The following is a 14,561-nucleotide window of genomic DNA, read 5'->3' as shown; positions in this document are numbered from 1 at the left end:
CACTGTGTGCCCTGGGGGAGACCCCCCAGGCCCCTGCAAGCGGTCTTCGCTGTAGGACCGACCACCTCCACGGGAGTAATGAATGCCTCCGAAGGGCCGTACGGCCGGCGCCAAGAAGGTGCGCCGCAAGGAGAAGAAGAACGTTGCCCACGGGCACGCTCACATCAAGAGCACGTTCAACAACACGATCGTTTCGATCACCGACCCCACGGGCAACGTGATCTCTTGGGCCTCTGCCGGCCACGTCGGCTTCAAGGGCTCGCGCAAGTCCACCCCCTTCGCCGCGCAGATGGCCGCCGAGTCGGCCGCCCGCCGCGCGCAGGAGCACGGCATGCGCAAGGTCGACGTCTTCGTCAAGGGTCCCGGCTCCGGCCGTGAGACCGCGATCCGCTCCCTCCAGGCCACCGGCCTCGAGGTGGGTTCGATCCAGGACGTCACCCCCACTCCGCACAACGGATGCCGCCCGCCCAAGCGCCGGCGCGTCTGACGCACTGAGGTAACGGAGACAACTGGAAAATGGCGCGATACACCGGGGCCGACTGCAAGCGTTGCCGTCGGGAGAAGCAGAAGCTCTTCCTCAAGGGGAGCAAGTGCGAGAGCGCGAAGTGCCCGATCGAGATCCGTCCTTACCCCCCGGGTGAGCACGGTCGCGGGCGCACCAAGGACAGCGAGTACCTGCTCCAGCTTCGTGAGAAGCAGAAGTGCAGCCGTATCTACGGTGTCCTGGAGAAGCAGTTCGTGAACTACTACAAGGAAGCGAACCAGAAGACCGGCAAGACCGGTGAGAACCTTCTGCGCATCCTTGAGACCCGCCTCGACAACGTGGTTTACCGGGCCGGCTTTGCCAAGTCCCGCGACCACGCCCGTCAGCTGGTCCGTCACGGACACATCACGGTGAACGGCCGCAAGACCGACATTCCGTCGGCTCGCGTGGCCGTGAACGACATCGTCGAGGTCCGCCAGAGCTCTCGGAACCTGACCCCGTTCGCGGTGGCGCAGGCCGAGGCCGGCGAGAGGACCGTTCCGGCCTGGCTGGAATCGATCCCCTCGAACCTGCGGATCCTCGTGCACAGCATGCCCGAGCGCCAGGTGATCGACACCCAGGTGCAGGAGCAGCTGATCGTTGAGCTCTACTCCAAGTAAGGGCTGACCGGTGGGGGCGGTACGGAGCTGTTTGCGCCGTGCCGCCCGTACCCTTGTCAGTACAGCGGGCGTCAAATAGCGGGCGTCCACGACTGAAGGATCGAACACCATGCTGATTGCTCAGCGTCCCTCGCTGACCGAAGAGGTCGTCGACGAATACCGCTCCCGGTTCGTGATCGAGCCGCTGGAGCCGGGCTTCGGCTACACCCTCGGCAACTCCCTGCGTCGGACCCTCCTGTCCTCGATTCCGGGTGCGGCGGTCACGTCCATCCGCATCGACGGTGTCCTGCACGAGTTCACCACCGTGCCGGGCGTCAAGGAGGACGTCACCGACCTCATCCTCAACATCAAGCAGCTGGTCGTCTCCTCGGAGCACGACGAGCCGGTCGTGATGTACCTGCGCAAGCAGGGCCCCGGCCTGGTCACCGCCGCGGACATCGCCCCGCCGGCCGGTGTCGAGGTGCACAACCCGGACCTGGTCCTCGCCACGCTCAACGGCAAGGGCAAGCTGGAGATGGAGCTGACCGTCGAGCGCGGTCGCGGCTACGTCTCCGCCGTCCAGAACAAGCAGGTGGGCCAGGAGATCGGCCGTATCCCGGTCGACTCCATCTACTCGCCGGTGCTCAAGGTCACGTACAAGGTCGAGGCGACCCGTGTCGAGCAGCGCACCGACTTCGACAAGCTGATCGTCGACGTCGAGACCAAGCAGGCCATGCGCCCGCGTGACGCCATGGCGTCCGCCGGTAAGACCCTGGTCGAGCTGTTCGGTCTGGCGCGCGAGCTCAACATCGACGCCGAGGGCATCGACATGGGCCCGTCCCCGACGGACGCCGCCCTGGCCGCCGACCTGGCGCTGCCGATCGAGGAGCTGGAGCTCACGGTCCGCTCGTACAACTGCCTCAAGCGTGAGGGCATCCACTCCGTGGGTGAGCTCGTGGCGCGCTCCGAGGCCGACCTGCTCGACATCCGCAACTTCGGTGCGAAGTCGATCGACGAGGTCAAGGCGAAGCTGGCCGGCATGGGCCTGGCCCTCAAGGACAGCCCGCCCGGATTCGACCCGACCGCTGCCGCCGACGCCTTCGGCGCGGACGACGACGCGGACGCCGGGTTCGTGGAGACCGAGCAGTACTGAGTCCGACCGGCTGGGGTCCGGGAGTGATTCCCGGGCCCCTGCCGTGCTGACCACCGGCCTGCGTTTCCGGCTGGGGGCCCGGGGGTGATCCCCCGGAGCATGCAGAATCTTCCGCGGGGCGCCCGCCTCGTGGGAACTGTCACCGGTACCTGATACGGCCGGTGCAGCAATGAAGGAGATACACCATGCCGAAGCCCGCCAAGGGTGCCCGTCTGGGCGGCAGCGCTGCGCACGAGCGCCTGATGCTGCGCAACCTGGCCACCTCGCTCTTCGAGCACGGCCGCATCACGACGACCGAGGCCAAGGCCCGTCGTCTGCGTCCGTACGCGGAGCGCCTGGTGACCAAGGCGAAGAAGGGCGACCTTCACAACCGCCGTCAGGTCATGCAGCTGATCTCGGACAAGAGCGTCGTGCACACGCTCTTCACGGAGATCGCCCCGCGGTTCGAGAACCGCCCGGGTGGCTACACCCGTATCACCAAGATCGGTAACCGCCGTGGCGACAACGCGCCCATGGCCGTCATCGAGCTGGTGGAGGCGCTGACCGTGGCCCAGCAGGCCACCGGTGAGGCCGAGGCCGCGACGAAGCGTGCGGCCAAGGACGCGGAGGCGGCCCCGGCTGCCGAGGCGACCGAGGAGTCGAAGGACGCCTGAGTCCTGACTGACGTGTGAGCGGGTCCGTCCTTCGGGGCGGGCCCGCTTTCGCGTGCGCGGGCGGGCGGTGGCGGGGCCGTTCCGCCGTGCCCGGGGCGTCGTGCCCGGGGGCGCGCACCGGGGATGCGCCCGGGCGGAACGGCTGTCCGCGGCGTGAGGGAGGATTGCTGTCGTGAGTGACGAAGTGGAGCCCGGGTTCGTCCGGGTGCGGATGGACCTTTCCTACGACGGAAAGGACTTCTCCGGGTGGGCGAAGCAGGCCGGTGGCCGGCGGACCGTGCAGGGGGAGATCGAGGATGCGCTGCGGACCGTGACCCGGTCCGGACAGACGTATGAGCTCACCGTGGCCGGGCGAACGGATGCGGGGGTGCATGCGCGGGGGCAGGTGGCGCACGTGGACCTGCCCGCGGCGGTGTGGGCCGAGCATCAGGACAAGCTGCTGCGGCGGCTGGCCGGGCGGCTGCCCAAGGATGTGCGGGTGTGGCGGCTGGCCGAGGCGCCGTACGGGTTCAATGCGCGGTTCTCGGCGATCTGGCGGCGGTACGCGTACCGGGTGACCGATCACCACGGGGGCGTGGATCCGCTGCTGCGCGGCCATGTGCTGTGGCACGACTGGGAGCTGGACGTCGAGGCGATGCACGAGGCCTCGCGGCCGCTGTTGGGGGAGCACGACTTCGCGGCGTACTGCAAGCGGCGGGAAGGCGCGACGACGATCCGGACGCTGCAGGAGCTGAGCTGGTCGCGCGGGGCGGACGGGATCATCACGGCGACCGTGCGGGCGGACGCCTTCTGCCACAACATGGTGCGGTCGCTGGTGGGGGCGATGCTGTTCGTCGGCGACGGGCACCGGCCGGTGGAGTGGCCGGGGAAGGTGCTGGCCGCCGGGGTGCGGGACTCCGCCGTCCATGTCGTACGGCCGCACGGGCTGACCCTGGAGGAGGTCGGCTACCCGGCCGACGAGCTGCTGATGGCGCGCAACCAGGAGGCGCGCAACAAGCGGACGCTGCCCGGGGGCGGCGGCGGGGGCGGCTGCTGCTGAGCGGGGTCCGTGGAGCCTTCGGGGCGCCGCCGGGAAGGGCGGCGCCACCGGAAGGGGTCAGGACTTGCCGGCCTTCTTCTGGGCGTCCTTGAGCTGCTGTTCGGCAGCCTTGGCGGCCTGGTCCTTGCCGCGCTGGGTGATCTGGCTGAACGCGTAGGCGCCGCCGTCCCGGGCGATCTGGCGGGCCTTGGTCTCCGTGGCGGTGACGTCCTTGCCGTTGAGGTAGCCGGCGATCGTGAAGTAGGCGTAGCGGCCGGTGGCATTGGTCGCCATCCGGCACTTCGTGCCCTGGCAGAAGTCCGAGGGGACACCGCCGCCGGGCAGCGGCATGAGATTGGCCTTGTTCTCGTTCATGACCTTGGCGGCCTGGGCGGGCGAGTCGAAGACCGCGACGCCGACGGTGACCGCGACGCCGCCCTTGGCGTAGGTGGCGCGCAGCAGCTGCCTGCAGCCGTTGTGGGACAGCGAGGAGACCAGCGGCCCCTGGGCGGCGGCGGTGCAGTCCTTGGTGGTGGCGGTCTTGGTGCGCGGGTAGGTGTGTGCGCCGACGACCATGCTCTTCTGGGCGAAGAGGGTGGCCGGGGTGAGCGGCGCCCGGTCCTTCTTGGGGTCGGAGATGTAGTCCCGCGGGTTGGGCGGGGGCGGCACGGAGACGTCGGGGAAGGACGGCTGGTCGTCCGGCGCCGCGGCCTGGTCGGACGCCGTGGGCGACGCCGTCGGATTGCCGCCCGGCGACCCACTGCCGCCGGCTATGACGGCGAAGGTGACGATGCCGGCCACCGCGAGGGCCGCCAGCGCTCCACCGCCGATCCACAGCCGGCGTTTGCGGCGGGTCTGTGCCTCGCTCTCCTCGGCCAGTGCACCCCAGTCCGGAGTGGACGACGAAGAACCCCCGGGGCCGTCGAACGGCCCCCCTTGCCCAAAACTCATGCCGCGCATCCTAATGGGGTTGGTGGAACGTCCGGAGGCCGGTCACAATCCCGCTCATGGGACATCTTGAGGCCGGACATCTGGAGTACTACCTGCCGGACGGGAGGGTCCTGCTGGGAGACGTGTCCTTCCGGGTGGGGGAGGGCGCATCGGTGGCGCTGGTGGGAGCCAACGGCGCCGGGAAGACGACGCTGCTGAGGCTGATCGCGGGGGAGCTCCAGCCGCACGGCGGTGCGGTGACGGTCAGCGGCGGGCTGGGCGTGATGCCGCAGTTCGTGGGCTCCGTACGGGACGAGCGCACGGTGCGTGACCTGCTGGTCTCGGTGGCGCAGCCACGGATCAGGGCGGCGGCAGCGGCGGTGGACGCCGCGGAGCTGGCGATGATGACCGCCGAGGGCGACGACGAGGCCGCGCAGATGGCCTATGCCCAGGCGCTCAGCGACTGGGCCGAGGCGCGCGGCTACGAGGCCGAGACGGCCTGGGACATCTGCACGACGGCGGCCCTGGGGATGCCGTACGAGAAGGCGCAATGGCGGCAGGTGCGCACGCTGTCCGGCGGCGAGCAGAAGCGGCTGGTGCTGGAGTCGCTGCTGCGCGGCACGGACGAGGTGCTGCTGCTGGACGAGCCGGACAACTATCTGGACGTGCCGGGCAAGCGCTGGCTGGAGGAACAGCTCCGGCAGACCCGTAAGACGGTGCTGTTCGTCTCGCACGACCGGGAGCTGCTGGCCCGGGCCGCGGAGAAGATCGTCAGCGTCGAGCCGGGCCCCGCGGGCTCCGACGTCTGGGTGCACGGCGGCGGCTTCGACACCTACCACGAGGCGCGCAAGGAGCGCTTCGCCCGCTTCGAGGAGCTGCGGCGGCGCTGGGACGAGAAGCATGCGCAGCTGAAGAAGCTGGTGGTCTCGCTGCGCCAGGCGGCCTCGGTCAGCCACGAGCTGGCCTCGCGCTATGCGGCGGCGCAGACCCGGCTGAAGAAGTTCGAGGAGGCCGGGCCGCCGCCGGAGCCGCCGCGCGAGCAGGAGATCACCATGCGGCTGCGCGGCGGGCGCACCGGGGTACGGGCGATCACCTGCGAGGGGCTGGAGCTGACCGGCCTCATGAAGCCCTTCTCCCTGGAGATCTTCTACGGCGAGCGGGTCGCGGTCCTCGGCTCCAACGGGTCGGGCAAGTCCCATTTCCTGCGGCTGCTGGCCGGTGACGAGCAGAACCCCGTCCCGCACGCCGGCGCATGGAAGCTCGGCGCCCGCGTCGTCCCGGGCCACTTCGCGCAGACCCACGCCCACCCCGAGCTGATGGGCCGCACCCTGCTCGACATCCTGTGGAGCGAGCACGCCAAGAACAAGGGGCAGGCCATGTCGGCGCTGCGCCGCTACGAGCTGGAGCAGCAGGCCGAGCAGCGCTTCGAACGGCTCTCCGGCGGCCAGCAGGCGCGCTTCCAGATCCTGCTGCTGGAGCTGTCCGGCACGACCGCGCTGCTGCTCGACGAGCCGACGGACAACCTGGACCTGGAGTCGGCGGAGGCGCTGCAGGAGGGGCTGGAGGCGTACGAGGGGACGGTGGTGGCGGTGACCCACGACCGGTGGTTCGCGCGGTCCTTCGACCGGTTCCTGGTCTTCGGCTCGGACGGGCTGGTACGGGAGACGGCGGAGCCGGTGTGGGATGAGCGGCGGGTGGTGCGCGAGCGGTAGGCCACGGCCGGCGGTGGCTCTGTGGTGCCGGTGCCGGTGCCGGTTCCAGCTCCGGTTCCAGCTCCGGTTCCAGTTCCGGTGCGGACTACGGTGCCGGCTCCCTGCGGGGGCGTGGGGCAGCCGATACGCACGGTGACCGGGAAGGCGGCGGAGGCCGGTACCGCACGCCGGTTCGGGGGGCGTTTTGACCCCACCAGGGCCGGGCCGGTATTCTGCCTTTTCGTTATGCGTATTGGCTTGCTCTATCTCACGTGAGGGGGCCCTTACGCGGTCCACCGGGCCGATGACCAGCGACGGACGATCGGGTTGCGTCACCCGTAGTGCCGCTCCTGCTGGTGTGATCGGCAGCGGTGACCAGTACAGGACCCGTCCCCGAGGCCTCAGGCCCTGGGGATACCCCACCTCTGAAGAAGCGAAGGCTAACCGTGCGTACGTTCAGCCCCAAGCCCGGCGATGTCCAGCGCCAGTGGCACATCATTGACGCGCAGGACGTTGTCCTGGGCCGTCTGGCCACCCAGGCCGCGTCCCTCCTGCGGGGTAAGCACAAGCCCGTTTACGCGCCGCACGTTGACATGGGTGACTTCGTCATCATCGTCAACGCCGACAAGGTGCACCTGTCCGGCAACAAGCGGACCCAGAAGATGGCCTACCGCCACTCTGGCTTCCCGGGTGGTCTGCGCTCCGTCCGCTACGACGAGCTGCTCGACAAGAACCCCGAGAAGGCCGTCGAGAAGGCCATCAAGGGCATGCTCCCCAAGAACACCCTCGGCCGTCAGATGCTCTCGAAGCTGAAGGTCTACGCGGGCGCCGAGCACCCGCACGCTGCGCAGCAGCCGGTCCCGTTCGAGATCACCCAGGTCGCGCAGTAGTTCCGGCCACCCCCTAAGACGACAGAGAATTCTGAGGAGCATCGTGGCCGAGACCACTCCCGAGACCGTCATCGAGAACGACGACGCCGTCGAGGAATACACCACTGAGACCGAGGTCGTGGAGTCGGAGTACACCTCCGAGTCCCTCGCCTCCCGCTTCGGCGACCCGCAGCCGGCCGCCGGCCTGGGCCGTCGCAAGAACGCCATTGCCCGCGTCCGGATCGTTCCGGGCACCGGCCAGTGGAAGATCAACGGTCGCACCCTTGAGGGTTACTTCCCCAACAAGGTGCACCAGCAGGAAGTCAACGAGCCCTTCAAGGTGCTCGAGCTCGACAACCGCTACGACGTGGTTGCCCGCATCTCCGGTGGCGGCATCTCCGGCCAGGCCGGTGCGCTGCGCCTGGGCGTGGCCCGTGCGCTGAACGAGGCGGACGTGGACAACAACCGCGGCGCGCTGAAGAAGGCCGGGTTCCTCAAGCGTGACGACCGTGCGGTCGAGCGCAAGAAGGCCGGTCTGAAGAAGGCCCGTAAGGCGCCGCAGTACAGCAAGCGCTAATCCGCGCTCGCTGCGACATGCAGCACTTGGCGAACGCCCCGGTGGCACGGATCCGTGCTGCCGGGGCGTTCGGCTATCCAGGAGCTGGGGCGTATACCTGGACTTAACGCTCTGGTCCAAGCTCATCTACTCGGAGGACACCAGTGGGACGACTCTTCGGCACGGACGGTGTGCGCGGCGTCGCCAATGCGGATCTGACGGCGGAGCTGGCGCTCGGTCTGTCGGTCGCTGCGGCGCATGTACTCGCGGAAGCGGGCACCTTCGAAGGTCACCGGCCGGTGGCGGTGGTCGGACGCGATCCACGCGCGTCCGGGGAGTTCCTGGAGGCCGCGGTCGTGGCGGGCCTGGCCAGCGCCGGCGTGGACGTGCTGCGGGTGGGGGTGCTGCCGACCCCGGCGGTCGCCTATCTGACCGGTTCCCTCGGCGCGGACCTCGGTGTGATGCTCTCCGCCAGTCACAACCCGATGCCCGACAACGGCATCAAGTTCTTCGCCCGCGGCGGCCACAAGCTCGCCGACGAGCTGGAGGACCGGATCGAGAAGACCTACCGCGCCCACAGCTCAGGTGAGCCCTGGGAGCGGCCGACCGGTGCGGGCGTGGGCCGGGTCACCGTCTACGACGAGGGCTTCGACAACTACGTCGCGCATCTCGTCGGCGTGCTGCCCAACCGCCTGGACGGGCTGAAGATCGTCATCGACGGTGCGCACGGCGCGGCGGCGCGGGTCTCGCCCGAGGCCTTTGCGCGGGCCGGCGCCGATGTCATCACGATCGGTACCGACCCCGACGGCCTGAACATCAACGAAGGCTGTGGCTCCACCCACCTCCAGCTGCTGCGTGCGGCCGTCGTCGAGCACGGCGCCGACCTGGGTGTCGCCCACGACGGCGACGCGGACCGCTGCCTGGCCGTGGACCGCGAGGGCAACGAGGTCGACGGCGACCAGATCCTGGCCGTGCTGGCGCTCGGGATGCGCGAGGCGGGGATGCTGCGCAAGAACACCGTCGTCGCCACCGTGATGTCCAACCTGGGCTTCAAGCTGGCCATGGAGCGCGAGGGCATCGACCTCGTCCAGACCGCGGTCGGCGACCGCTACGTCCTGGAGGAGATGAAGGCGCACGGCTTCGCGCTGGGCGGTGAGCAGTCCGGGCATGTGATCGTGCTGGACCATGCGACGACCGGCGACGGCACGCTGACCGGTCTGATGCTGGGTGCCCGGATCGCCGCGACCGGCCGGCCGCTGGCCGACCTGGTGGGCGTCATGGAGCGGCTGCCGCAGATCCTCATCAACGTCCCCGACGTCGACAAGTCGCGGGTGACCACCTCCCCCGAGCTGACCGCGGCGGTCGCCGAGGCGGAGCGGGAACTGGGCGCCACCGGCCGGGTGCTGCTGCGGCCGTCCGGTACGGAACCGCTGGTGCGGGTGATGGTGGAGGCCGCGGACATCGAGCAGGCGCGGGCGGTGGCCGAGCGGCTGGCCGACGCGGTCAAGTCCGCGCTGGGCTAGCCCGGTCCTGCCGACCGGTATGACGAAGGCCCCGCCCGGCATCGGGCGGGGCCTTTTCGTGGGCGGCCGGACGGCCGGGGCGGTCCCGGTGGCTGTCGTCACCTTCCCGGCCGCGGGGCGGCCCTTCGGGCGGCGACGGGAAGGTGACGACAGAACCTAGTGGGCCCGTCGCCCGGTGCCCTGCCGGGCCCACAGCAGTTTCTGGGTGGTCAGGGTCAGGGTGCCGGCGAGGACGATGCCGGCCAGGTTCAGCAGCAACTGCTCCATGGAGTGCCAGGCCTGGCCGTACTCCTGGTAGCCGAGCGCCACCGCGGCGTTGGCCGCGGCCGGGACCGTGGTCACCGAGATCGCCACACCGACCAGGGCGCCCGACTTCGCCGACGTCAGCGAGAGCACCCCGGCGATACCGGCGAGCACGGCGACGACGAAGGAGAACCAGTCGGGCCGGTAGATGAAGTTGGTGTTCGGGCGCGCGGCTTCCAGGTCCTTGAAGTGGAAGAGGCCCACCGCGTCCATGAAGAGGCTGAAGCCCACGGTGACCGCCATCGCCACCACGAACCCCACGAGCAGCGCCACCAGGGAGCGCCAGGCCAGCCGTGGGGCCCGGCGGACGAGCGCGGTGCAGATACCGGCCACCGGTCCGAACTCCGGGCCCACGGCCATCGCGCCGACGATCAGGATCGCGTTGTCGAGGACCACGCCGCAGGCCGCGATCATCGTGGCGACCGTCAGGAACGCCAGGTAGGTCGCGGAGAGCGTGGACTCCTCGTGGGTGGCGTCGGTCAGCGACTCCCACAGCACGGCGTCGGCGCCCTCGCCGGGGGCGTCGTCCGCCGCCCGGTCGGCCCGCCGGGACAGCGACAGATCGATGTTCTCCAGCGCGATGGAACCGGTCCGGTCCAGCTCCATGGCCCGGAGCCCGGCCAGCAGACCGTCGGCGGCCTCCCGGGCGACATCGCACATCACCACATCGCCCTGCGGGTCACGGGCCGCCCCGCTCAGCACCACCAGATGGGTCACTCCGACGGTCGTCTCCAGCAGCCGGAGCACGTCGGCCGTGCGGTCTTCGGGGACGATCAGGCGTAGATGCAACATGGCGTGCGACTCCTAGAGCTTGCGCAACGACAGCCGCTGCACCTTGTGGTCCGGCCCCTTGCGCAGCACCAGGTTGGCGCGGCCGCGGGTCGGGGCCACGTTCTGCTGCAGATTGGGCTTGTTGACGGTGCGCCAGATCATCCGGGCGTAGTCGAGGGCTTCGTCCTCGGAGACCTGGGTGTACTTGCGGAAGTACGAGAACGGGTTCTGGAAGGCCGTCTCGCGCAGCTTGCGGAAGCGGCCGAGATACCACTTCTCGATGTCCTCGGTGCGGGCGTCGACGTAGACGGAGAAGTCGAAGAAGTCGGCGAGCCCGAGGCGGGTGCGGCCGTCCTTGCCGGGCAGCGCCGGCTGCAGGACGTTCAGGCCCTCGACGATGAGGATGTCCGGGCGCTGCACGGTCAGCCGCTCGCCGGGCACGATGTCGTAGATGAGGTGGGAGTAGACGGGCGCGGAGACCTCGGCCTTGCCGGACTTCACATCCGCGACGAAGCGGGTCAGCGCCCGCCGGTCGTAGGACTCGGGGAAACCCTTGCGGGACATCAGACCGCGGCGGTGCAGCTCGGCGTTGGGAAACAGGAAGCCGTCGGTGGTGACCAGCTCGACGCGCGGATGCTCGGGCCAGCGGGCCAGCAGCGCCTGCAGCAGCCGGGCGGTGGTGGACTTCCCGACCGCCACGCTGCCCGCCACCCCGATGACGAACGGGGTGCCGGGCTGGGGGCCGCCGCCCGCGTCGCCGAGGAAGGTGTTCAGCGCGCCGCGCAGATTGCTGGTGGCGCCGACGTAGAGGTTGAGGAGCCGGGACAGCGGGAGGTAGACATCGCGCACCTCGTCGAGGTCGATGACATCACCCAGGCCCCGCAGCCGTTCGACCTCGTCGGCCGTCAGGGGCAGGGGGGTCTTCTCCCGTAGGGCGCTCCACTGCGCGCGCGTCAGATCGACGTACGGGGAGCTGTCGGCGCGGCGCCGTTGCTGCGGATCGGTCGTCAGGGGCACGCGCCCATTGTGCGCAGCCGCCACCCGCCGTTCATCTCGGGGTGTCACGGTAGGCACCCGGGGCTGCCCGCCCGGGCACCCCGGAGGCCGGTCTTGTGGACGTCGGGGCGGGCTTGGGGGCTTCTCTGCCCGGGTGTCTGTACCCGAGGGATTTTGCCCGGTACGGTCGGTAGCGGGGAGAGGCCCGGCTTTCGGGCCAGGGATGATTCAGGGGGTGCGTGTGGGAGCGCGTAGGGCCGGCCTGCTGGGACAGTGGCCGTGGGGGAGGACCACAAGCGCGACCGGGGGCCGGGCGGCGGATGCCGCCTCGGACGGATTCGCCGCGCGGGTGTACGCCGAGCTGGCGGAGGAGCTGCCGGACGAGGACCTGGGGGAGGATTTACAGGACTTCCTGGAGCGCCACGAGCCGGGCAGCGAACTCGGTGCGGACGCGGAGGCGGACGAGGAGTTCCTGGAGACGGTGCGCGAGGCGCACGCGCGAATAGCGCGGGGGTTTTGAGGGAGCCGTTGTCGCGCAGCGCGCTCGGCTGGAACGGGCGGGCCGCCTCTGGAGGTACGTGGGTGTCGTCGGCTGCGCACTCAAAGGCGATGGCCGGCCCGTAGGCGTAGCCGCCCAGGTGTCTCATGGGATCGAAAGAGCCGTGGAACCATTTGGCCTGCGCGTCCGCTTACCTGTCGCCGTGGGTCGTACAGGTCCCCGGCGTACGCTGCCTCCATGTGCGGAATCGTGGGATATGTGGGCGGGCAGAGCGCCCTTGACGTCGTCCTGGCCGGTTTGAAGCGGCTGGAGTACCGCGGCTATGACTCGGCGGGTATCGCCGTGCTGGCCGATGGCGGGCTGGCAGCGGCCAAGAAGGCCGGCAAACTCGCCAATCTGGAGAAGGAGCTGGCCGACCGTCCGTTGCCGGCCGGCTCGACCGGTATCGGGCACACCCGGTGGGCCACCCATGGCGGGCCCACCGACGGCAATGCCCATCCTCATATGGACAACGCCGGCCGGGTCTCCGTCGTGCACAACGGCATCATCGAGAACTTCGCCGGGCTGCGCGCGGAACTCACCGACCGCGGACACGAGTTGGCGTCCGAGACAGATACCGAGGTCGTGGCGCATCTGCTGGCCGAGGCCTACTCGTCCTGCGGGGAGCTGGCCGAGGCGATGCGGCAGGTCTGCCGGCAGCTGGAGGGTGCGTTCACGCTGGTCGCGGTGCATGCCGACGAGCCGGACGTGGTGGTCGGGGCGCGCCGGAACTCGCCGCTGGTGGTGGGGGTCGGCGACGGTGAGGCCTTCCTCGCGTCGGACGTGGCGGCGTTCATCGCGCACACCCGTGAGGCGATCGAGCTGGGGCAGGACCAGGTGGTGGAGCTGCGCCGGGAAGCGGTGACGGTCACCGGCTTCGACGGGGCACCCGCCGAGGTGCGCGAGTACCACATCGACTGGGACGCCTCGGCCGCCGAGAAGGGCGGCTACGACTACTTCATGCTGAAGGAGATCGCGGAGCAGCCGAAGGCCGTTGCCGACACGCTGCTGGGGCGGATCGACGCCTCGGGGGTGCTGTCCCTGGACGAGGTGCGGATCCCGCCCGCCGTGCTGCGCGAGGTCGACAAGGTCGTCATCGTGGCCTGCGGGACGGCGTACCACGCGGGGATGATCGCCAAGTACGCGATCGAGCACTGGACGCGGATCCCGTGCGAGACGGAGCTGGCGAGCGAATTCCGCTACCGCGACCCGATCCTGGACCGGCGGACGCTGGTCATCGCGATCAGCCAGTCCGGCGAGACCATGGACACCCTGATGGCGCTGCGCCATGCGCGCGAGCAGGGCGCGAAGGTGCTCGCCATCTGCAACACGAACGGTTCGACCATTCCGCGGGAGTCGGACGCGGTGCTGTACACGCACGCCGGGCCCGAGGTCGCGGTGGCGTCGACCAAGGCGTTCCTGACGCAGCTGGTGGCCTGTTACCTGGTGGCGCTGTACGTCGCGCAGGTGCGGGGCACGAAGTGGGGCGACGAGATCCGGGACGTGGTGCGCGAACTGGCGGCCATCGGCACCCAGGTCGAGCAGGTGCTCGGCACGATGGAGCCGGTACGGGAGCTGGCGCGCGGCCTCGCCGGCAAGAACACCGTGCTGTTCCTCGGCCGGCACGTGGGCTATCCGGTGGCGCTGGAGGGTGCGCTCAAGCTCAAGGAACTCGCGTATATGCACGCGGAGGGCTTTGCGGCCGGGGAGCTCAAGCACGGGCCGATCGCGTTGATCGAGGACGATCTGCCGGTCGTCGTTGTCGTGCCGTCGCCGCGCGGGCGGTCCGTGCTCCACGACAAGATCGTGTCGAATATCCAGGAGATCCGGGCCCGCGGGGCGCGGACGATCGTGATCGCCGAGGAGGGCGACGAGACGGTGGTGCCCTACGCCGATCACCTCGTGCGCATTCCGCGGACACCGGTGCTGCTGCAGCCGCTGGTCTCCACGATCCCGCTGCAGGTGTTCGCCTGCGAGCTCGCCACCGCCCGCGGCAACGAGGTCGACCAGCCGCGCAACCTCGCCAAGTCGGTGACGGTCGAGTGATCATCGGGGTCGGGATCGATGTCGCCGAGATCGAGCGCTTCGGCGAGGCGCTGGAGCGTACGCCGGAGCTGGCGCAGCGGCTGTTCATCGCGGAGGAGCTGATACTGCCCAGCGGTGAACGCCGCGGCATCGCCTCGCTGGCGGCCCGGTTCGCCGCCAAGGAGGCGTTGGCCAAGGCGCTCGGGGCACCGGGCGGGCTGCACTGGAGCGATGCCGAGGTGTACGTCGAGGACAGTGGTCAGCCGCGGTTGCGGGTACGGGGCACCGTCGAGGCCCGGGCGAAGGAGCTCGGGGTCCGGTCGTGGCATGTGTCGCTGAGCCATGACGCGGGGGTCGCCTCCGCCGTGGTGATCGCCGAGGGATGAGGACCTGCGGCGCCCGCCCCCGTTCGC

Annotated in this window: 15 protein-coding genes; 12 read left to right on the top strand and 3 right to left on the bottom strand. The window is 69.9% G+C overall.

The features are described from left to right. Nucleotides 1-82: 82 nt before the first annotated feature. The 5 genes from rpsK (at nt 83) to truA (ending at nt 3,967) form a co-directional block, all read left to right on the top strand. Nucleotides 83-487, top strand: coding sequence for a 30S ribosomal protein S11 (rpsK, locus tag ACGFR7_RS26845; RefSeq protein WP_004571845.1), 405 nt, complete (start codon nt 83-85; stop codon nt 485-487). 29 nt (nt 488-516) lie between these two features. Next, nucleotides 517-1,143, top strand: a complete 627-nt coding sequence (gene rpsD / locus ACGFR7_RS26840) for a 30S ribosomal protein S4 (protein ID WP_393324190.1) — start codon at nt 517-519, stop codon at nt 1,141-1,143. A 109-nt stretch (nt 1,144-1,252) separates the two neighbouring features. Beyond that, complete coding sequence (locus tag ACGFR7_RS26835) at nt 1,253-2,275, top strand: DNA-directed RNA polymerase subunit alpha (RefSeq protein ID WP_003956430.1); 1,023 nt, start codon at nt 1,253-1,255, stop codon at nt 2,273-2,275. 185 nt (nt 2,276-2,460) lie between these two features. After that, the gene (gene rplQ / locus ACGFR7_RS26830; RefSeq protein WP_088798397.1) at nt 2,461-2,928 is read left to right on the top strand and encodes a 50S ribosomal protein L17; all 468 of its coding nucleotides are present in this window, start codon (nt 2,461-2,463) and stop codon (nt 2,926-2,928) included. A gap of 172 nt (nt 2,929-3,100) precedes the next feature. Next, nucleotides 3,101-3,967, top strand: coding sequence for a tRNA pseudouridine(38-40) synthase TruA (gene truA / locus ACGFR7_RS26825; RefSeq protein ID WP_393324185.1), 867 nt, complete (start codon nt 3,101-3,103; stop codon nt 3,965-3,967). Between the two features lie 57 nt (nt 3,968-4,024). On the opposite strand, the gene ACGFR7_RS26820 is transcribed toward truA, so the two are convergent. Continuing rightward, complete coding sequence (locus tag ACGFR7_RS26820; RefSeq protein ID WP_393324182.1) at nt 4,025-4,897, bottom strand: hypothetical protein; 873 nt, start codon at nt 4,895-4,897, stop codon at nt 4,025-4,027. Nucleotides 4,898-4,953: 56 nt separating this feature from the next. On the opposite strand from ACGFR7_RS26820, the gene ACGFR7_RS26815 reads away from it, so the two are divergent. The 4 genes from ACGFR7_RS26815 to glmM all read left to right on the top strand — a co-directional run bounded on the left by ACGFR7_RS26815 (nt 4,954) and on the right by glmM (nt 9,515). After that, entirely contained in the window at nt 4,954-6,588 is a 1,635-nt protein-coding gene (locus ACGFR7_RS26815; protein WP_393324179.1) for an ABC-F family ATP-binding cassette domain-containing protein, read from the top strand. Nucleotides 6,589-7,013: 425 nt separating this feature from the next. Further along, a complete protein-coding gene (rplM, locus tag ACGFR7_RS26810) occupies nt 7,014-7,457 on the top strand; it encodes a 50S ribosomal protein L13 (protein ID WP_006604900.1) in 444 nt (147 codons plus the stop codon). Nucleotides 7,458-7,500: 43 nt separating this feature from the next. Continuing rightward, nucleotides 7,501-8,013, top strand: coding sequence for a 30S ribosomal protein S9 (gene rpsI, locus ACGFR7_RS26805; protein WP_018090882.1), 513 nt, complete (start codon nt 7,501-7,503; stop codon nt 8,011-8,013). Nucleotides 8,014-8,156: 143 nt separating this feature from the next. Then, nucleotides 8,157-9,515, top strand: a complete 1,359-nt coding sequence (gene glmM, locus ACGFR7_RS26800) for a phosphoglucosamine mutase (RefSeq protein WP_393324175.1) — start codon at nt 8,157-8,159, stop codon at nt 9,513-9,515. A 156-nt stretch (nt 9,516-9,671) separates the two neighbouring features. Here glmM and ACGFR7_RS26795 read toward each other — a convergent pair whose 3' ends face one another. Next, nucleotides 9,672-10,610 carry a DUF389 domain-containing protein gene (locus tag ACGFR7_RS26795; protein ID WP_393324172.1) on the bottom strand — a complete coding sequence of 313 codons (939 nt, stop codon included), beginning with the start codon at nt 10,608-10,610 and terminating at the stop codon, nt 9,672-9,674. Nucleotides 10,611-10,622: 12 nt separating this feature from the next. Continuing rightward, the gene (coaA, locus tag ACGFR7_RS26790; protein WP_393324169.1) at nt 10,623-11,606 is read right to left on the bottom strand and encodes a type I pantothenate kinase; all 984 of its coding nucleotides are present in this window, start codon (nt 11,604-11,606) and stop codon (nt 10,623-10,625) included. Between the two features lie 328 nt (nt 11,607-11,934). On the opposite strand from coaA, the gene ACGFR7_RS26785 reads away from it, so the two are divergent. The 3 genes from ACGFR7_RS26785 (at nt 11,935) to ACGFR7_RS26775 (ending at nt 14,534) form a co-directional block, all read left to right on the top strand. Then, nucleotides 11,935-12,105, top strand: coding sequence for a hypothetical protein (locus ACGFR7_RS26785; RefSeq protein ID WP_393324166.1), 171 nt, complete (start codon nt 11,935-11,937; stop codon nt 12,103-12,105). Between the two features lie 216 nt (nt 12,106-12,321). Further along, a complete protein-coding gene (glmS, locus tag ACGFR7_RS26780; protein ID WP_393324163.1) occupies nt 12,322-14,169 on the top strand; it encodes a glutamine--fructose-6-phosphate transaminase (isomerizing) in 1,848 nt (615 codons plus the stop codon). Beyond that, nucleotides 14,166-14,534 carry a holo-ACP synthase gene (locus ACGFR7_RS26775; protein ID WP_393324160.1) on the top strand — a complete coding sequence of 123 codons (369 nt, stop codon included), beginning with the start codon at nt 14,166-14,168 and terminating at the stop codon, nt 14,532-14,534. The genes glmS and ACGFR7_RS26775 overlap by 4 nt, the downstream gene beginning before the upstream one ends. Nucleotides 14,535-14,561 lie beyond the last annotated feature (27 nt).

The organism is Streptomyces sp. NPDC048516, from assembly GCF_043199875.1.
GTDB lineage: Bacteria > Actinomycetota > Actinomycetes > Streptomycetales > Streptomycetaceae > Streptomyces.
The sequence above is the reverse complement of the archived record's forward strand: the minus strand, read 5'-3'. Positions and strand labels throughout refer to the sequence as shown.

What these genes read in the sequence shown, in the direction of transcription:
- ACGFR7_RS26835 (WP_003956430.1), top strand. Translation starts at nt 1,253, where the DNA reads ATGCTGATTGCTCAGCGTCCCTCGCTGACCGAAGAGGTCGTCGACGAA.
- ACGFR7_RS26820 (WP_393324182.1), bottom strand. Translation starts at nt 4,897, where the DNA reads ATGAGTTTTGGGCAAGGGGGGCCGTTCGACGGCCCCGGGGGTTCTTCG.
- rpsK (WP_004571845.1), top strand. Translation starts at nt 83, where the DNA reads ATGCCTCCGAAGGGCCGTACGGCCGGCGCCAAGAAGGTGCGCCGCAAG.
- ACGFR7_RS26815 (WP_393324179.1), top strand. Translation starts at nt 4,954, where the DNA reads ATGGGACATCTTGAGGCCGGACATCTGGAGTACTACCTGCCGGACGGG.
- glmS (WP_393324163.1), top strand. Translation starts at nt 12,322, where the DNA reads ATGTGCGGAATCGTGGGATATGTGGGCGGGCAGAGCGCCCTTGACGTC.
- rplQ (WP_088798397.1), top strand. Translation starts at nt 2,461, where the DNA reads ATGCCGAAGCCCGCCAAGGGTGCCCGTCTGGGCGGCAGCGCTGCGCAC.
- rpsD (WP_393324190.1), top strand. Translation starts at nt 517, where the DNA reads ATGGCGCGATACACCGGGGCCGACTGCAAGCGTTGCCGTCGGGAGAAG.
- ACGFR7_RS26795 (WP_393324172.1), bottom strand. Translation starts at nt 10,610, where the DNA reads ATGTTGCATCTACGCCTGATCGTCCCCGAAGACCGCACGGCCGACGTG.